The 16,538-nt window shown below is 58.0% G+C and carries 14 protein-coding genes; 2 read left to right on the top strand and 12 right to left on the bottom strand.

Translation table 11 applies throughout. The annotated features are described in order from the left end of the window. Nucleotides 1-70: 70 nt before the first annotated feature. On the top strand, nucleotides 71-499 hold the full coding sequence (clpS, locus tag ABF979_RS05790) for an ATP-dependent Clp protease adapter ClpS (protein WP_232309080.1): 429 nt from the start codon (nucleotides 71-73) through the stop codon (nucleotides 497-499). Nucleotides 500-623: 124 nt separating this feature from the next. After that, nucleotides 624-2,936 (top strand): ATP-dependent Clp protease ATP-binding subunit ClpA, encoded by a 2,313-nt coding sequence (gene clpA, locus ABF979_RS05785; RefSeq protein WP_099210941.1) that lies wholly within the window; start codon nucleotides 624-626, stop codon nucleotides 2,934-2,936. Nucleotides 2,937-2,982: 46 nt separating this feature from the next. Here the strand turns inward: clpA and ABF979_RS05780 are convergent, their stop codons facing one another. From ABF979_RS05780 to ABF979_RS05725, 12 genes are all read right to left on the bottom strand, one after another. After that, on the bottom strand, nucleotides 2,983-3,447 hold the full coding sequence (locus ABF979_RS05780) for a hypothetical protein (protein WP_415558458.1): 465 nt from the start codon (nucleotides 3,445-3,447) through the stop codon (nucleotides 2,983-2,985). A 72-nt stretch (nucleotides 3,448-3,519) separates the two neighbouring features. Beyond that, nucleotides 3,520-4,542: a type I glyceraldehyde-3-phosphate dehydrogenase gene (gap, locus tag ABF979_RS05775; protein ID WP_415558457.1), complete on the bottom strand. Its 1,023-nt coding sequence runs from the start codon at nucleotides 4,540-4,542 to the stop codon at nucleotides 3,520-3,522. Between the two features lie 91 nt (nucleotides 4,543-4,633). Next, nucleotides 4,634-6,034: a sugar porter family MFS transporter gene (locus tag ABF979_RS05770; RefSeq protein ID WP_099210947.1), complete on the bottom strand. Its 1,401-nt coding sequence runs from the start codon at nucleotides 6,032-6,034 to the stop codon at nucleotides 4,634-4,636. Between the two features lie 122 nt (nucleotides 6,035-6,156). After that, the gene (locus tag ABF979_RS05765) at nucleotides 6,157-7,809 is read right to left on the bottom strand and encodes a 4Fe-4S dicluster domain-containing protein (protein WP_415558455.1); all 1,653 of its coding nucleotides are present in this window, start codon (nucleotides 7,807-7,809) and stop codon (nucleotides 6,157-6,159) included. A 34-nt stretch (nucleotides 7,810-7,843) separates the two neighbouring features. Next, nucleotides 7,844-8,770: an electron transfer flavoprotein subunit alpha/FixB family protein gene (locus ABF979_RS05760; protein ID WP_415558453.1), complete on the bottom strand. Its 927-nt coding sequence runs from the start codon at nucleotides 8,768-8,770 to the stop codon at nucleotides 7,844-7,846. Continuing rightward, a complete protein-coding gene (locus ABF979_RS05755) occupies nucleotides 8,770-9,531 on the bottom strand; it encodes an electron transfer flavoprotein subunit beta/FixA family protein (RefSeq protein WP_415558452.1) in 762 nt (253 codons plus the stop codon). Before ABF979_RS05755 ends, ABF979_RS05760 begins: the two co-directional genes overlap by 1 nt. 16 nt (nucleotides 9,532-9,547) lie before the next feature. After that, a complete protein-coding gene (locus ABF979_RS05750; protein ID WP_415558450.1) occupies nucleotides 9,548-10,405 on the bottom strand; it encodes a sugar phosphate isomerase/epimerase family protein in 858 nt (285 codons plus the stop codon). Nucleotides 10,406-10,407: 2 nt separating this feature from the next. After that, nucleotides 10,408-11,556, bottom strand: a complete 1,149-nt coding sequence (locus tag ABF979_RS05745; protein WP_415558448.1) for a dihydrodipicolinate synthase family protein — start codon at nucleotides 11,554-11,556, stop codon at nucleotides 10,408-10,410. Between the two features lie 9 nt (nucleotides 11,557-11,565). Continuing rightward, nucleotides 11,566-12,333 carry a 3-ketoacyl-ACP reductase gene (locus ABF979_RS05740; protein WP_415558446.1) on the bottom strand — a complete coding sequence of 256 codons (768 nt, stop codon included), beginning with the start codon at nucleotides 12,331-12,333 and terminating at the stop codon, nucleotides 11,566-11,568. After that, a complete protein-coding gene (locus ABF979_RS05735) occupies nucleotides 12,330-13,472 on the bottom strand; it encodes an acyl-CoA dehydrogenase family protein (protein WP_046900154.1) in 1,143 nt (380 codons plus the stop codon). Before ABF979_RS05735 ends, ABF979_RS05740 begins: the two co-directional genes overlap by 4 nt. Nucleotides 13,473-13,632: 160 nt before the next feature. Further along, on the bottom strand, nucleotides 13,633-14,892 hold the full coding sequence (locus ABF979_RS05730; protein WP_415558445.1) for a glycerate kinase type-2 family protein: 1,260 nt from the start codon (nucleotides 14,890-14,892) through the stop codon (nucleotides 13,633-13,635). Nucleotides 14,893-14,936: 44 nt separating this feature from the next. Further along, nucleotides 14,937-16,508, bottom strand: coding sequence for an acyl CoA:acetate/3-ketoacid CoA transferase (locus ABF979_RS05725; protein WP_415558444.1), 1,572 nt, complete (start codon nucleotides 16,506-16,508; stop codon nucleotides 14,937-14,939). Nucleotides 16,509-16,538 lie beyond the last annotated feature (30 nt).

The following is a 16,538-nucleotide window of genomic DNA, read 5'->3' as shown; positions in this document are numbered from 1 at the left end:
GATATTCACGAAATGTACTCATCCTTACCCCCTTCTCAAGTCGGGGGAAGCGTCCCATATCATACCAGTCATGTCTTCTTACGATCTCCCTTCACCAGCCACCTCCCATTCTGAAGCCGAGTCTATTTTCGGACCAGTCAGGATGGGGCCGGGATCATCGGACCCAAAAGGTCCGACAAATCCACGCCTGCCCGATGACGAAGATCTTGAGATCAGCGTTGTCGTTCGCCCTCGTACACGAACGCGCAAGCCGTCGATGTACAAGGTTCTTATGCTCAACGATGACTACACACCGATGGAGTTTGTCGTGCACGTGCTGGAACGGTTTTTTTCCAAGAACAGGGAAGAAGCCACCACCATCATGCTGCATGTGCATCAGCGGGGCGTAGGGGTCTGCGGCGTCTTCACCTACGAAGTTGCGGAGAGCAAGGTCGCTCAGGTTATGGATCTGGCCCGCCAGAACCAGCATCCGCTTCAGTGTACGATCGAAAAAGACTGATTTCCCGCCACAGTCATACAGGCATCGGACAATTTCTTGTTCAGCCTTACGTTTCTGACTGGCGTTACGTGTTGCACCACGACAAGATACCTCTTCCACGAGAGGTCGAGAGGAGCGCCACCCTATGCTGTCCCGTACGCTCGAACAGACGCTCCACCGCGCCCTGACATTCGCAGGTGATCGGCGTCATGAGTATGCCACCCTCGAACATCTGCTGCTGGCTCTGACAGAAGACGCCGACGCACTGACGGTTTTCCGCGCCTGCGGAATTGACCTCGACAAGCTGCGCTCGGACCTGACGGACTTTCTGGACAAGGACCTTGCCGGTCTTGCGTCCGACCGTCCGACAGAACCAAAACCAACGGCGGCTTTCCAGCGCGTAATTCAACGCGCGGCCATTCACGTGCAAAGCACAGGCCGCGATGAAGTTACGGGTGCCAACGTTCTCGTTGCGCTTTTTGCGGAACGTGAAAGCCACGCCGTGTACTTCCTGCAATTGCAGGACATGACGCGACTCGACGCCGTGAACTTCATTTCGCATGGCATCGCCAAAGCGCCAGACCGTGGCGCTGGCCGTAAGGCTGCCGCTGCATCCAAGGATAATTCCGAGCGTGAAGAGCGCAAGGAAACAGCCAAGGACGGCGCCCTCGCGACCTATTGCGTCAATCTGAACGACCGTGCCCGTGAAGGGCGGATCGATCCACTGATTGGTCGCGATCAGGAAATCGAACGCACGATCCAGATCCTGTGCCGCCGCACCAAAAACAACCCGCTGTATGTGGGTGACCCGGGCGTAGGCAAGACTGCGATCGCGGAAGGCCTGGCAAAGCGTATTGTTGAGAAAGACGTGCCTGAAGTCCTGCAGGACTGCACGATCTACTCTCTCGACATGGGCTCCCTGCTGGCTGGCACACGTTACCGCGGTGATTTCGAAGAACGCCTCAAGGCTGTCGTAACGGAAATGGACCAGACGCCCGGTGCGATCCTGTTCATTGACGAAATCCACACGGTCATTGGTGCGGGCGCAACGTCTGGTGGTGCGATGGATGCATCGAACCTGCTCAAGCCAGCTCTGGCTGCAGGCACGCTGCGCTGCATTGGCTCCACGACATACAAGGAGTTCCGTCAGCACTTCGAGAAAGACCGTGCACTCGTGCGGCGCTTCCAGAAGATTGACGTCCCTGAGCCGTCAGTCGAGGACACGATCAAGATCCTGCGCGGCCTTAAGGGCAGCTACGAGAAGCACCACAAGGTTCGCTATACCGACGAAGCCCTGCGTGGCGCCGTCGAACTGGCAGCCCGATATGTGCATGACCGCAAACTGCCTGATAAAGCCATCGACGTCATTGACGAGGTTGGTGCGGCGCGGATGCTGGTGCCTGAGAACAAGCGCCGCAAGACCGTGACGCTGCGGGATGTGGAAGATGCAATCGCCAAGATTGCCCGCATCCCACCCAAGAGCGTCACGGCGGATGATCGCGAGACCCTGCGCCATCTGGAGCGGGATCTGCGGAACATGGTGTTCGGGCAGGACAAGGCGATTGACGCACTGGCTGCGGCAATCAAGCTGTCCCGTGCGGGCCTGCGCGATGCTGAGAAGCCGATTGGCAACTACCTGTTCTCCGGCCCTACGGGCGTCGGCAAGACGGAAGTTGCGCGTCAGCTGGCGTCGTCTCTTGGCATCGAACTGATCCGCTTTGACATGTCCGAATACATGGAGCGTCATTCGATCTCCCGTCTGATCGGCGCGCCTCCAGGGTATGTCGGGTTTGATCAGGGTGGTCTGCTGACGGATGCAATCGACCAGCATCCTCATGCCGTCCTGCTGCTGGACGAAATCGAAAAGGCCCATCCGGACCTTTACAACGTCCTGCTTCAGGTCATGGATCATGGGCGCCTGACAGACCACAACGGCAAGACAGTCGATTTCCGCAACGTGATCCTGATCATGACCACGAATGCGGGCGCGGCTGACCTGTCCAAGGAAGCGATCGGTTTCGGCCGGACCAGCCGTGCGGGCGAGGATGAAGAGGCAATCAAACGCACCTTCACACCTGAGTTCCGCAATCGTCTGGATGCGATCATTCCGTTCGCTAACCTGACGCCGGAAACCGTGGGCCGCGTGGTGGAGAAGTTCGTTCTCCAGCTTGAAGCCCAGTTGGCTGACCGTCACGTTACGATCGAAATCTCCTCTGCTGCCAAGGAATGGCTGGCCGAGAAGGGTTATGATCGCCTGTATGGCGCACGTCCTCTGGGACGCGTCATTCAGGAGCACATCAAGAAGCCACTGGCCGAGGAACTGCTCTTCGGTCGACTGGCCAAAGGTGGGGCCGTCAAGATTGGCCTCAAGAACGACGTGCTGGACTTCGAGATCATCGAAGGGACCGGCGTCAAAGGCGACAGTAGCGCCGAAAAGAAAGACGAAGCGACCAACTAGGCCGCCCGCCACGAAAAAGCCCGTAGGACATTCCTACGGGCTTTTTTTATTCGTAGCGGTGTCCGTTGACGGTCACATATCCGGGCCACGGCCATTTGCGGCTGGTGCCGTGATGCGTCCAGTCGACCCCCTGCTTGCGCAGGCTGTCGTAGTAGTACCGGCCCTGAACCTCGACGGTGTCGCCCTTCTGCACCCAGGGCCATTGGGGGGCGGTCATTTCATCCAGCCCGGAGACAATCCGGATAGACACGCCCTGCCCTACATCCAGGTAGAAATAGCCATGCCATCCGCTGCGGGTCCGCTTTGCATGGGGTGCAATGGCGATGACGCGCCCGCAAATATGCTCGGGAAGATCCGTCCGGGTGGCGCCACGTTGCTCGAAGGTCTGCTGGTCACTCAGGAATTTGGCGTTGTCACAGCTTGCCGGCATCGGCGCTATCGCCTGTGCCAGAGCAGGAAGTGGCGCACCCAAACATGCCATTGCAGCCAGAAGTCTCAGACGGGACATCATCAAAAGCACTCTCCAGTCAGGAAAGTGCTTTTATGCGCCGAAACACATCCTGAAACAAATGCCGTCGCCCGTTTACAGGGAACCGAACAGAACAGCTGTATCGATCATGCGGTTCGAGAAACCCCATTCATTGTCGTACCATGAGCAGACGCGAACCATTCGACCACATTCCATGATGGCCGTCTGCGTGGCGTCAAAATTCGAAGATGCGGGCGAATGGTTGAAGTCGCTACTAACCAATGGGGCGCTGCTATAGGCCAGAACACCCTTCAAGGGGCCCGCAGCAGCAGCTTCCTGCATGACGCGATTGACGTCTTTGGCCGTTTCCGGTGGACGGCGGGACAGGAAGTCGAACGATACCAGCGAAACATTGGGCGTTGGCACGCGAATGGACGTGCCATCCAGCCGCCCCTTCAAATGCGGCAGAACCAGACCAATTGCCTTGGCCGCTCCCGTGGACGTAGGCACCATGTTGAGCGATGCGGCTCTGGCCCGGCGAAGATCCTTGTGGCGCCGGTCAACGATCTGCTGGTCTCCGGTGAAAGAGTGGATCGTCACCATGTATCCGCACTCGATACCGTAATTGTCGTCGAGCACTTTCACGAGCGGCGCCAGACAATTCGTTGTGCAGGAGGCATTGGAAATGACCGTCATGTCCGGCTTCAGCATGTCATTGTTCACGCCGTAAACGATGGTCGCGTCAACATCCGTGCCAGGCGCTGAAATCAGGACTTTCCGGGCACCAGCCTGAAGAAGCGTGGAAGCTTTTTCCTTGGTGGTGAACAGTCCGGAACATTCAAGAGCCACATCGACACCGTCAAATGGCACCTTCGACGGATCACGCTCGGATGAAATGCGAATGGGACCGTAAGACCGCCCGTTATGGGTCAGGGTCAGCATATCGCCCTCGACGTGGATTTCCCCTGGCAGGCGGCCATGCACGCTGTCATATGTCAGCATGTGAATCTTGTCTTCAACAGACCCAGGGCCATTGATGGCGACGGGCACAACGTCATCCCGGCCGCTTTCAAGAATGCTGCGAAGGGCCAGTCTGCCAATACGGCCAAAACCGTTAATGGCGATCTTTACTGTCATTGTCTTTGGTCTCCGTCAGGGAAAACCGCCGCAAAGGCGGTTTGTCCCGGCAGGTGTGAAAGCGCCGGGACAGTCGTGCCGAGGGGCAGGATCACAGACCGATCCGGTTGAGTGGCTTGCCCGCCATCAGATTCCGCTCGATTTGCTCAAGAGAAACACCACGGGTTTCAGGCACAAATTTCAGGGTGAGGTAGATGAAGAACGCATTGAACGCCGCGTACATCCAGAACGTCTGGGCATTCCCGATGGTGTTCAGGAGCGTTAGGAACGTCAGGCCGACGATCATGTTCGTGACCCAGTTCGTGAAGGTGGAGCAACCAATGCCGAAATCGCGCCCTTTGATGGGCTGAACTTCCGAGCACAGGATCCACACCAGCGGACCGGCAGAGAACGCAAATCCGACGATGAAGGCCAGCAGCATGATCACGGCGCCATATCGCGCAAGTTCGCTATTGCCGGTTCCGAAGTAGAGCAGCGTCCCAACTGAAGCCATGCCGATCGTCATGATGATGAAGCCGGCAATCAGCATCGGGCGACGGCCCCATTTGTCCACGAAGCCAATGGCAATGAACGTCGAAAGCACATTCACCAGACCGACAATGGCCGTGCCCCACATGGCTGCGTTATCGCCAAAACCTGCGACTTCGAAGATGCGGGGGGCGTAGTACATCACCACGATGATGCCCGTGAACTGCTGCATGGTCTGGAGCAGAATGCCCAGAAAAACAGAGCGGCGGAAATTCGCGTTGGCCTTGAACAGACCGTAGCCGCCTTCAATCTGCGCAAGCTGCTCTTCAATGTCCGAGATCTCGGCGCGTGCGTCGCCTTCATGGCCACGCAGCTGATGCAGAACCGTAAAGGCTTCGTCCTTACGGCCCCGCAATACGAGCCAACGGGGGCTGTCAGGCAGCAGCAGCACGCCAAGCAGAAACACGACGCCTGGAATAGCGACAATGCCGAGCATCCAGCGCCATGAGCCGGAATAAGCCAGCAGCGCGTCAGAGATGAACGCTACAAAAATCCCGACCGTAATCATGAGCTGGTAAACCGAGATCAGAGACCCACGGTAGTGCTGATGCGCAATCTCGGAAATGTAAAGTGGAGCGGTAAAGCTTGCGATGCCAACAGACACGCCAAGCACCATACGCCCCACAATCAGCAGCGTGACGGATGTTGCCAGCGCGCACAGCAGCGACCCGAGAACAAACAGGACAGCTGAAGACAGCAGCAGGCGCTTCCGGCCGAAGAGATAGGACAAGCGCCCACCGCAGACGGCACCTACCGCCGCACCGACCATCATCGATGAGACGATGCACTCCTTGCCGAAGTCCGTGACGTTGAATTCCAGACCGATGAATTTCAGAGCCCCTGAAATCACACCCAGATCGAGACCAAACATCAGACCCGCAACAGCAGCCAGAATTGCCGTCAGGACACTTTTACCATTCAGAGACACTGGCGGCGGTGGTGCCGAAAGGTCGATGCCACTCATTGCCTTATTCCTTACTTCAGATTCCCATTATGGGAATAGTCTTTCAACGCAGCATGTTCTCAGGTTGTTTATTCAAGTAAAATCAAATAAAAGAGACAAGTTATATTTCTTTTTATTTGAATTTACATGTTTGGATAGTTCGGTCCATCACCTCCCTGCGGCGTTGTCCAAACGATATTCTGGCTTGGATCTTTGATGTCGCAGGTTTTGCAATGTACACAGTTCTGGAAGTTAATCTGGAACCGTGGCTGTTCATTCTCTGGACGCAGAACCTCGTACACGCCCGCCGGGCAGTAACGCTGGGCAGGCTCAGCGTAGAGCGGCAAGTTCACCTGGATCGGAATGGATGGATCGCGGAGGGTCAGATGGCAGGGTTGGCGCTCTTCATGATTGGTGAAGGAGAACGCCACGTTGGTTGTGCGATCAAAGCTGAGTTGCCCGTCCGGCTTGCGATATTCAATCGGCTTGAAACTGGCAGCCAACCCCGTTGCCGCGGCATCGGACTTTCCATGCCCGAGCGTTCTGAAGGGAGAATGCCCGGTCAGAGTTGTCATCCACATATCCAGACCACCGAGCGCCACACCGCCCAGGAGGCCAAACCGCTCCCATAGAGGTTTGACGTTACGGACGGCCTTTAAGTCTGTCCCGACAGGGCCGTTTCGCAGTTCTTCATCATAATCCGTCAGTTCGTCCTGAGCGCGCCCAGCCGCCAGCGCTGCGCGTGCCGCATCGGCAGCGGCAATGCCTGAGAAAATGGCATTATGGCTGCCCTTGATGCGCGGAACATTCACAAGCCCGGCGGAACACCCGAGCAGAACGCCGCCAGGGAAAGTCACTTTCGGAATGGACTGCCAGCCACCTTCGGATAGCGCACGCGCACCATAAGCCACGCGTTTTCCGCCTTTCAGCAGTTCGGCCACCATCGGATGATGCTTGAACTCCTGAAACTCGCGGTAGGGGTCCAGATACGGGTTTTCATAGCCCAGATGGACAACAAACCCGACGCAGACCTGATTGTTGTCGAGATGGTAGATGAAGGACCCGCCACCCGCCTTGCTGTTCAGCGGCCAACCCATGGTGTGTGTGACCGTGCCTTCATGATGCTTGGCGGGATCGATCTCCCAGATTTCCTTGAGGCCCAGCCCGAATTTCTGCGGGTCCTTGCCCTCGGAAAGCGCGAAACGATCCATCAACTGATGAGCCAGTGATCCCCGTGCACCTTCGGCGAAGAACACGTATTTCCCGCGCAGTTCCATACCAGGCTCGTAGGCATCTCCTGGCGTTCCATCCGGGTTTTTACCGAACTCGCCAGCCACCACACCCGCAACGCGACCCTGATCGTCATAAACGACTTCGCTTGCCGCCATACCGGGGAAGATTTCCACTTCCAGACCCTCTGCAACCTGTGCCAGCCAGCGGCAGACATTCCCCAGCGAGACAATGTAATTCCCGTGGTTGTCCATAAGCTTTGGCATCAGAACATTCGGCAGGCGGATCTGGCTCTTTTCCGTCAGCAGGAAGAAATTGTCATCCCTCACCGACACGGTGATGGGCGCATCCATGGTCCGCCATTTTGGAAGCAGCACATCCAGCGCGCACGGATCAATGACCGCGCCTGACAGGATATGCGCCCCGACTTCAGACCCTTTATCCAGTACGACCACGGAGAGGTCCGGCTCATTCTGTTTGAGCCGGATCGCCGCGGAGAGACCGGCAGGGCCAGCGCCGACGATGACAACGTCATAGTCCATGCTTTCCCGTTCGATCGTAGTCATGGTCTTTCTCCTCCCTGCAGACTGCCAGGGCCTGTCAGAGTTTTGCCGTCAGTTCGGGAAGGATGGTGAAGAGGTCTCCCACCAGCCCATAATCCGCGACCTGGAAAATCGGGGCGTCTTCGTCCTTGTTGATGGCGACGATCACCCGGGAATCCTTCATGCCAGCCAGATGCTGGATCGCCCCGGAAATACCGACCGCGATATACAGATCAGGCGCCACGATCTTGCCCGTCTGCCCGACCTGCCAGTCATTCGGCGCGTAGCCTGCATCCACAGCCGCACGGCTGGCGCCGATGGCGGCATTCAGCTTGTCCGCAAGTTTGGCGATGGTGTCGAAGTTCTCTTTCGATCCGACGCCACGGCCACCTGAAACGATATTCTTGGCTGCCGTCAGCTCCGGACGTTCAGATTCAATGGCCTTGTCTTCCACCCAGGACGAAAGACCCGGATCAGCAGGCACTGAGACATTGTCCACACTGGCTGAGCCACCTTCGCCAACAGCCGAAAAGGCCGCCGTGCGAATGGTGAAAACCTTCACCGGATCGGAGGACTGCACTGTCTGGATCGCATTGCCGGCATAGACCGGACGATCGAACGTCTCGGCATCCTTCACGGCCGTTACGTCTGACAGGATCATGACATCCAACAAAGCCGCAACGCGTGGCAGAACATTCTTAGAGAATGCCGTCGAGCCCGCAGCGATATGACTATAGCCCGAGGCCAGAGACACAATGAGAGCGGCGACAGGTTCAGCCAGTTCATGGGCCAGAGACGCATCATCCGCCAGCAGGACCCTGGAGACACCCTCAAGCTTTGCAGCTTCGGCGGCAGCTTCCGCGCCGTTTTGGGTGGCAACGAGAACCGTCACATCGCCCAGCGCTTTGACGGCAGACAGGGCCTTGGCAACGGTATCGGTTACGAGGTGGCCGTTGGCCACTTCAGCGAGCAGCAGAACAGACATCAGATCACTCCTGCTTCATTTTTGAGTTTCGAAACCAGCTCATCAACGGAACTGACCTTCACACCAGCCTGACGCTGAGGCGGTTCAGCCGTGCGGATGACCTTAAGACGCGGCGCAATATCCACACCAAGGTCAGACGCCTTGCATTCTTCGAGCGGCTTCTTCTTGGCCTTCATGATGTTGGGCAGCGCGACATAACGCGGCTCGTTCAGGCGCAGATCGGACGTGATGATGGCGGGCAGCTTCACGCGGATGGTCTGAAGACCACCATCAACCTCACGGCTGACGGTTGCACTGTCGCCCTCAATCTCGACGGATGATGCGAAGGTGGCCTGGCCCCAACCCAGCAGGGCGGCAAGCATCTGACCAGTCGCGTTCATGTCATTATCGATGGCCTGTTTGCCTGCGATGACGAGGTTTGGTTTCTCATCCTCAATCACCTTCGCCAGTAGTTTGGCGACGGCGAGAGGCTCGATATCCACATTCACATCCGTCGTGGCTTCGACGAAAATGGCGCGGTCCGCGCCCATGGCGAGCACAGTGCGTAGTGTTTCTTTCGCCTGCGGCACACCAATGGAGACAGCAACCACTTCCGTGGCAATGCCTTTTTCCTTGAGGCGGACGGCTTCTTCGATGGCGATTTCGTCAAACGGATTGACCGACATCTTGACGTTCGCAAGCTCGACCCCAGATCCGTCACCCTTTACGCGGATGCGGACGTTGTAATCGACGACACGTTTGACAGGGACGAGGATCTTCATGATGCCCTCCGATGGGTCAGCAGACAGTGCGGAAGCGTTCGACCATCGTGTCCAGCACGTCAGCCGGGTGGCGCTTCCACCAGTTGTTCGCGGAAAAGATTTCCACCTCGCAGAAGCCGGAATACCCGGCGGCTTCCACCTCCCTGCGGATCCCCCGCAGGTCCGCAACGCCGTCCCCCATCATCCCGCGGTCAAGCAGGATGTCCGTTGTGGGAACGAGCCAGTCACAGAGGTGAAAGCCCAGAATGCGGTTTCCCGCACGAGCGAGCTGGCGTGGCAGGTCCGTGTCCCACCACACATGGTAGATATCGATCGCAACACCCACACTATCCGACGCCAGAAGGTCGCAGATATCCAAGGCGTCACGGGTGGTCGTGAGGCAGGAGCGGTCTCCGGCATAGGCCGGATGCAGCGGCTCCAAGGCGAGTTTCACGCCACAGGCTTCAGCGTAGGGAATGGCCTTCGCCATCCGGTCCGCCACGATGTCCAGGCTGTGAGCCACGCCCTTCGTGCCGGTTTCCACACCACCGACAACGATGGTCAGAACATCGGTTCCGAGCGCGGCTGTCTGATCGATGGACTGACGGAAATCCGACAGGATCGCCTCTTCGCTCTGAAGGCCCAGCGGACCGACCAGAAAGGGCGTCCGGCACAGGCCGACAACCTGCACCCCGGCCTGACGCGCCCGGTCTCCAATTTCCGCAGCCCGGCCCTCGATCTCCCGCCGCCAGAACACGATCCCGCCAATGCCGCGTTCAGCACAGCCATCGATCGTCTGTTCCGGTGACCACCCGGCCCCAACACCCGGCACGTTATGGCCAAGTGTTGCGGTATTGAGGGCAAGAGCCGAATGATCGTGGCGAAAGTCCCGCATGATCAGGCCCCGTACACCGACAGAAGCGACTTCATGCGGTGCACAGCCAGATCCGGGTTCCGCAACAGGCCGCAACCATCAGCGAGACGGAAGATCTCCGTAAAATGCTGGAGGGACCGCATGGACTGCGCACCATTCAGCATAACGAAGTGATCCTGAAAGCCATTCAGCCAGGCCAGAAACACCACACCCGTCTTGTAGTACTGCGTCGGGGCCTGAAAGATCACACGAGCGAGTGGAACGGTCGGGTCGAGTGCGTCGTGAAAGCCTTTCACGTCCCCCTCGCCGAGCAGTTTCACACCACGAGCAGCAAGCGGTGCAATCGGATCGAAAATACCGAGAAGCGCGTGGCTGTAGCCCTGCTCGTCACCAGCGATCAGTTCCGGGTAATTGAAGTCATCACCCGTATACATCCGCACGCCCTTTGGCAGGCGACGGCGCATGATGATTTCCTTCTCCTTGTCGAGAAGGGAAATCTTGATGCCGTCCACCTTCGCAACGTTTTCTTCAATGATGCTCAGGACTGTTTCCAGCGCCTCATTGAAATCATCCGTGCCCCAATAGCCTGCCAGAGCCGGGTCGAAATCCTTGCCCAGCCAATGCAGAACGACAGACTCATCACAGGCAGAGAGCACCTCGCGGTAGACCCGCTTATAGTCCTCAGCACTGGACGCCACGCGAACGAGAGCACGACTGGCCATCAGAATGACGCGTGCGCCAACCTTCTGGATCGCCTCGACCTGTTCCAGATATGCTGCGCGCACATAATCGACGGACCGTGCGTCCTTGGGGTCCAGATGGTCTGTTCCCGCACCGTTCACGACCATCGCATCCGGAAGTTCGGCCTTGGTGCGACGGATCAGATCCAGCGCACCAGGCCAGTCCAGACCCATGCCGCGCTGGGCCGTATCCATGGCTTCCGCAATTCCGAGGCCCATGCCGACGAGATAGCGACGGAACTCAAGCGTCTTCTTCCAGTCGATCGTAGCGCGGCCAGACGGTGCATTATCCGTGAACGGATCAGCGACGACATGGGCCGCCGAATAGACGATCCGGGCCGGATTGGCAGGAAGGACACTGCGAGGAACAGGAGTACCGATCAGATGGTAATCCATCTTCCGGCCGGTTTCGTCGGGCAGGATGATCTTCATAACCGTTTCTCAGAAGCGCGGCACAAGCATTCCGGCATCTGCCGAAATGACCTGGCCTGTGGTGTAAGGCAGTTTCCCGGTGGCAAGGGCCGCAATGATGCGCCCTATGTCCGAGGGCTCTCCAACACGGGGAAGCAGGGTCAGCCCCTCTTCCGCGCGCTGGCGGTAGTGCTGAATGACGGCAGCCGTCATTTCTGTAGCGATCAGGCCAGGCTGAACATCATAGACCGCGATATTCTCAATCCCGAGACGCACAGCCAGAGCCTTGGACACCATGGCCGCCGCAGCCTTTGACGCGCAGTACTCTGATCGTTGCACCGCCACAGCCGTCGCATTTGACGATGTGACATTGACGATCGAATGGAACGCATCGGCTGACCGTTCCCGGCTCAGAAGGCGCTTTGCAAAAGCCTGCGAGAGGAAGAACACTGCCTTCGCATTGATCGTCAGGCACCGGTCCCAGCTTGCTTCGGACACGTCCAGCAGGTCACCCCGCTGGAGGACGCCGACGCCCGCATTGTTCACCAGCGTTGTTAGCGGGCCGAGTTCGTCTTCGATCCGCGCCAGAACACCGGCATGGGCGCTGATGTCGGACACATCGAACGGGGCGGCTACAACTTTGGCGCCCAGCCCTTCCAGACGGGCCACGGCTGCACGCAGTTCTGCATCATCAACCGGTCCGTTTACCGCTAAAGAAAAGCCTTCTTTAGCGAGCGCTTCCGCGGCGGCCAGGCCGATCCCGCGTGAAGAGCCGGTGACGAGAGCGACCTGTCTCATGTACGGGCGCCCTTCTTGAGCAGTTCACGCGCGATGATCATGCGCTGGATCTGGTTCGTGCCTTCATAGATCTGCGTGATCTTGGCATCGCGGTAAAGACGCTCAACTTCAAAGCCACGGATGTAGCCGGAGCCACCAAAGACCTGGACTGCATCCGCCGTACGGGCCACAGCCACGTCACCAGCAAAGCATTTTGCCATGGAGCAGGAGCGCGTGGCGTCTTGACCGTTATCGATCTTCACCGCAGCGGAATGAACCAGCAGACGGGCGGCTTCAATGTCCTTGGCCATATCGGCCAGAAGCCACTGAACACCCTGGAATTCAGAAATGTGCTTACCGAACTGCTTGCGCGTTCCGGCATAATCGACAGCGGCTTCAAGGCCAGCCTGTGCGATGCCAACAGCTAGCGCCGCGATGCCAACACGTCCCTTGTCCAGCACGCTCATCATCATGTGGAAGCCACGGTTCATCTCGCCCAGAAGAGCATCCGGGCCGAGGCGCACATCGGAGAAATCAAGCGCACCAACCTGGCTGGCCCGCTGACCCATCTTGTGCTCTTTCGGGCCTCGCTCAACGCCTTTGGCATGCAGGTCCACAATGAAGATGGACATTCCGCGGTTTCCGGCTTCCTTGTCCGTCCGCGCCAGAACGAACCCAAGATCCGCCACCGGGGCGTTATGGATCCAGATTTTTCCACCGTTCAAAATCCAACCATCGCCATCACGTTCAACTGTGGTGCGAATGCCGGACACGTCCGTGCCGGCTTCCGGCTCGGTGATGCAGTAGGCAACCTTGCGCTTCATGGAGAGAATGTCTGGCAGCAGCTTCTTCTGCTCATCCGTGCCGTGACGCACCAGGAGCGTGGAAATCAGTTCCACCAGGCCACACTGATCAGCGATACTGGCATAGCCGCGGGACAGTTCTTCCATCACGACGGCGTAGGTCAGGGTATCGAAGCCAGGCCCTCCGAGCTCTTCCGGAACTGCAATGCCGAACAGGCCAAGACGGCCCATCTCTTCGTAGATTTCGGCCGGAAAACGCTCTTCACGGTCGAGGGCCTCAGCAGCAGGGCGGATGACTTCATCCACGAAGGACCGTGTGGTCTCGCGAACCTGCTCCTGCATTTCATTGAGAAACATAACCCGATTCCCTTATTTAATAACTAACCAGTTAGTTATTATGGTGACTGATCTATTTTCAAGGCCATTCTGCGTTTTGAAATCAAAAGAACTTGATGTTCATAATACCCAGAATGAATTCGCTCTCGTTAAGGAACATTTTTTACTTCGCCATCTTTTTCTACCTCAGCAGAATAGCGCGAAAATCATTGACGTTTGTCCCGGTAGGACCTGGCACAAACAGGTCATCTAATGCCTCAAAGGCAGTATAGGCGTCGTTTTCCGCCAGCAGGACGGACGGGTTAATTCCACGTTCCCGCAGTCGTCCCATACTCTCCCCATCTGCAAAGGCGCCGGCATTGTCCTCAGACCCGTCAATTCCATCGGTATCCGCAGCGAGTGCGGAAACCGGGAGACCTTCAGCCGCGAGCGCAAACGACAGGAGAAACTCCGTGTTGCGACCACCCCGTCCACGTCCACGCAATGTCACCGTTGTTTCTCCCCCCGAGAGGATGACAACCGGCTTCTGGAATGGCTGATTACGAATAATCACTTCCCGCGCGATCGCTGCATGGACCTTCCCGACATCCCGGGCTTCCCCTTCAATCGCGTCTGACAGGATAACAGCAGGAATTCCAAGATTTCTGGACGCAGCTGCTGCTGCCTCAAGAGACAGATGAGCCGACGCCACGATACGAACTTCGTTCCCGGCGAATGCCGGATCTTCCGGACGCGGCGCCTGCCCCAGTTCTCCGTCGAGCCATGCCTGCACTTTAGGCGGCAGTGCGAGCTTCCAGGCCTTGGCCATATGCCGCGCGTCTTCGCGTGTTTTTGTATCAGGCACGGTTGGTCCAGAGGCCACCTGTGCCGGATCATCGAACGGCACATCCGAGACTATGAGTGAAACGACTCTCGCTGGGGAAGCCGCGGCGGCCAGACGACCGCCCTTAATCCCCGAAAACTGCTTGCGGATGCTGTTCATGACAGAGATCGGCGCGCCAGAAGACAGGAGAACCCGGCTGAGCTCTGCCTCATCTTCCAGCGTGAACCCTTCTGGCGGGCATGGCAGCAAGGCCGAGCCGCCCCCGCAGATCAGAGCAACGACCAGATCATCCGGACCTAATCCACGCACCGCCTCAAACAAAGCCGCCGTTGCAGCCAGACCGGCTTGATCCGGAACAGGATGGGAGGCCTCCAGAACGCGGATCTGTTCTGTAGGGTAGCCATAGCCATAACGGGTGACGACAACGCCTTCCAGCGGACCATCCCACACGCGCTCGAAAGCTGCGGCAAGCTGGGCTGCCCCCTTCCCGGCCCCAACCACGACCGTCTTGCCTTTCGGGCGCTCCGGCAGGTTAGCAGCCAGCACGAGGTCTGCGTCGGCCGCGGTAATGGCGGCATTGAACAGACCTGTCAGGAAACTGTGATCGTCGACTGTCATGGCTTCTTTCAGACTCCACTCACGGAAAAGACGGCCTAGGGCGTTCAGAGCGTGAGCCCCATCACGGCATCTCTAAACAGAACGGCATCCATTTCCTTCAGTTCAGGAGAAACCTTCAGAGGCGTGGATGCCTGATCGAGCACGTCTTTCTGCAAGTCGATGCCCGGCGCAATTTCCGTGACCGTCAGCTCACCGTTCAGAAGCTTGAGAACACAGCGTTCCGTCACGTAGGTGACGTCCTGTCCTGTTTCGGTGGCTCTGCGCCCTGAGAAGCTGACCTGATCCACCTCTGGCACGATCTTGGAAATCTTGCCTTCCCGATCAATCACGAGACGGCCGTTTTCGATGTGCATCTTGGCTCCGGCATTGAAATTGCCTGAGAAGATGATGCGTTTGGCCCGTGCCGTAATGTCTACGAAACCGCCCGCCCCTGCCGTCCGATGCGGCGTGGCAGCAAGGCGGCTGACGTTGACAGACCCATCAGCCCCGATCTCAAGGAAGGACAGCAGGGAGCAGTCAAAACCGCCCGCCTGGAAGTAGCTGAACTGGTGGGGAGAAGCGACGAACGCCTCGGCATTACTCGCACAGCCGAACTTGAAGTCCAGCAGCGGAACGCCGCCAACCGGTCCCTGTTCGATGACCCACGTCACGCTGCCATGCAGGCCTTCTTCCAGTAGGATGCGCGGCACATTGGCGGAAATCCCGAAGCCGATATTGACCGCCCAGCCATCCTTCAACTCCTGCGCCACACGTCGCGCAATCACCTTGCCCGGATTGAAATCCGGAATAGCGAAGGACGACAGAGGCCGGAAAATCTCGCCAGAAATTGCAGGATCATAAGGCGTGGCAGTGGTCTGAAGCTGATCCGGGGCTTCCACAACAACGTCCACCAGAATACCTGGCACTTTGACGTCATGCGGCTTCAGCGTGCCCTGTTCTGCCACGCGGCGGACCTGCGCGATGACCAGCCCACCATTGTTATGAGCTGCCAGAGCCATTTCCATGGCACCAAGGGTGGCACCTTCCTGCTCGAACGTCAGGTTGCCATTTTCGTCCGCTGTCGAGGCGCGAATGATGGCAACGTCCGGCTTGAGCGCCGGGAAATACAGCCAGTCTTCGCCCTCGAAGTCCATATGACGCACGATGGGATTGGAGCGTGCGGTTTCGTTCATCGCACCGCCTTCCCGCTTCGGGTCCACGAAGGTATCGAGACCAACCTTCGTCAACACGCCGGGACGCAGGGCCGCACCTTCGCGCAGCATGTCGAAGATAACGCCAGATGGAAGGTTATAAGCGGCGACGTCCTCGGCCAGAATGCGCTGCCAGATAAGCGGTGGCTCAGCATTGCTGGGACCGGACGGGTAAGACCCGCCGATGATCTTTTTGATCATGCCAGGCTGGGCGATATGATCCACGCCCTTGGTCCCGAACATGTCACCCGTCGCGATCGGATGGATCGTCGTCAGGTTCTTCGGGGCCGCTTCCTTTTCAAAACGCTCCCCGAGCGCCTTCAGAACGTCGTCGGGGCACAGGAGCCCGGACGATGCGTTGATCGCAATGGTGGAACCATCCTTAATAAGACTGACGGCTTCCGCTGCGGTTCTGGTCTTGGTCATTGCCTTTGATCCACTATAACTATCTTGTTA

This window comes from Gluconobacter sp. (genome assembly GCF_047723935.1).
Classification (GTDB): domain Bacteria; phylum Pseudomonadota; class Alphaproteobacteria; order Acetobacterales; family Acetobacteraceae; genus Gluconobacter.
Note: the sequence above shows the minus strand (reverse complement) of the source record. Positions and strands in the feature narration are given on the sequence as shown.